Source organism: uncultured Chitinophaga sp., from assembly GCF_937874145.1.
Lineage (GTDB): Bacteria > Bacteroidota > Bacteroidia > Chitinophagales > Chitinophagaceae > Chitinophaga.
Genome location: NZ_CALNBI010000201.1, coordinates 1 through 2,137 on the forward strand (window position 1 = coordinate 1; position 2,137 = coordinate 2,137).

General features: G+C 54.7%; 2 protein-coding genes. Both read right to left on the reverse strand.

What is annotated here, in order from left to right:
- Positions 1-542: histidine kinase (locus tag Q0510_RS09400; RefSeq protein ID WP_298710353.1), on the reverse strand; the 542-nt coding region annotated here is incomplete at its 3' end.
- Between the two features lie 153 nt (positions 543-695).
- Positions 696-2,137, reverse strand: a 1,442-nt coding sequence (locus tag Q0510_RS09405) for an ABC-F family ATP-binding cassette domain-containing protein (RefSeq protein WP_298710355.1), incomplete at its 5' end; no start/stop codon positions are given.

Consider the following 2,137-nt stretch of genomic DNA (forward strand, 5'->3'; position numbering starts at 1 on the left):
ATCAGGAAGTAAATGGTGTTGAGGGAATTGAAGAGCGAATGCGGGTTGATCTGGGAACGGAGGAACTGGAGCTCTGTTTCGGCCCCCGCGCGCAGGGCGCTCTGCAAATGATGCAGCGTCCGGATCTGGTCGATGTAAAACTTGATCCCCGCCGCCGCGCCCACCATGAAAAACAAGGGAATATACACGTCGTACAACTGGCTGTTCAAGGTCGCGTTGGGCCAATGCGTAATCGTGGAAGCATAGGGCAGGAGGATCCAGTGCAATATCTTAATGACCACAAACCCCGTTACCCCCACCAGCGCCGTAAAACTTAAGGCAAACGCCCAATAGCGCTTCTTATACAGGAACTTCGGGATCAACACGTAATTGGTAAAATACACAGCTCCCGCGAGAGACACCACCTTCAGCAAGCCTGCCAGCACCGTGGGCATGAGGTCGGGGTAATCGTCGATCCGCAATGTGATCCACACCACAAAGAAGGCGGCCCAAAATAAAACATGATGCAACCGCAGGCGCGTGATTGTCTTCAGGATATCCATACCCGGTTCAATATAAATGTAAGCATTCCCCCCGAATTGCTTTTTACACCATCTGCGGGATTTGCTACATGAAGTGCACCGTCACGTCATAGCAGGGCAAAAAAAATCCCCCCGGATTTCGCCGGGGGACAACGATTTGCATTCGATCTTCTTCTATCCCTGCATCTTCTCTTCCAGTTCCATTACTTTTTCAAACGCCGACTCATATTCCGCCATGGATTTCGCCAGTTCGGCGGATGCCGTTTTATAGCTCGCCTCCACGGATTTGAACTTGTTCTTGTCGGCATAGATGTCCGGGTTCGCCATGTCGGCTTCCAGCTGCTGCACTTTGGCTTTCAGGTCGCCAAGCTGCTTTTCCAGGTTTTGCACCTGGCGCTGTTGCTTCTGTAATTCCTTCTTCAGGGTATTATCGACCGGGGCTTTTTGTTGCTGAACGGGAGCGGGGGCAGCCTTCTTTTCTTTCTCTGCTTTCGCCGGCTGCGCATTGGCGGCCATGCGCTTCTTCCATTCTTCCCACTCGGTGTAGGTGCCGTCGAACTCCTTGATCTCTCCGTCCACGATCTCCCAGATCTTGTTGGCCGTGCGGCTCACAAAATAACGGTCGTGGCTCACCAGCACGAGGCTGCCTTCATATTTACCCAAAGCGTCAATCAGCATGTCCACCGAGTTCATATCCAGGTGGTTCGTCGGTTCGTCGAGCAGCAGGAAGTTGGCCTTGCTGATGATCACCTTCGCCAGCGCCACGCGCGCTTTCTCACCGCCGGAAAGGATGCGGATCTTCTTGAAAACATCGTCGCCCTGGAACAGGAAGGCCCCGAGCAAACCGCGGAGCTCCATTTCGGTGTTCCCGCTGGCGCAGCTCTTCAGTTCCTCCAGGATCTCGTTGTCGAGATGCAGCGATTCCAGCTGGTGCTGGGCGTAGAAGCTCGTCACCACGTTGTGTCCCGGCTGGCGGTCGCCTTCGTAGCTGTCAGAACCATCAATCACGCGGAGCAGGGTGGATTTCCCTTTACCGTTCGCACCGATGAGGGCGATCTTGTCGCCCCGGTTGATCTCCGCGCGGGCGTTCTCTAATATTTTAATCGGGCCGTACGACTTCGATACGCCATTCAGCGTACAAAGTATCTTGCCCGGGATTTTGTCGACACTGAAGTTCATCCGGATCTTCGAAGGGCCATTATCAACCTGCTCCACGCGCTCCAGGCGGTCGAGGCGTTTCATGATCGATTGTGCCTGCGCGGCTTTGGAAGCCTTGGCCTTGAAGCGTTCGATAAAGCGTTCCTGCTGGCGGATGTAATCCTGCTGGTTTTCGAAGGCGCGCTGCTGCAATTCGCGGCGGAGTGATTTCTCCTCTTCATAATCCTCGTAGTTGCCGGCGTAGTGGTGCAGTTCCTGCTGGTACAGTTCCACGATCTTGTTGACCATGCGGTCGAGGAAGTAACGGTCGTGCGATACGATGATCACGGCGCCGTCGTAGTTGCTGAGGTATCTTTCCAGCCATTCGATGGAGGGAAGGTCGAGGTGGTTCGTCGGTTCGTCGAGCATGAGCACGACGGGCTGCTGCAGGATGAGTTTGGCCAGGAGCACGCGCATGC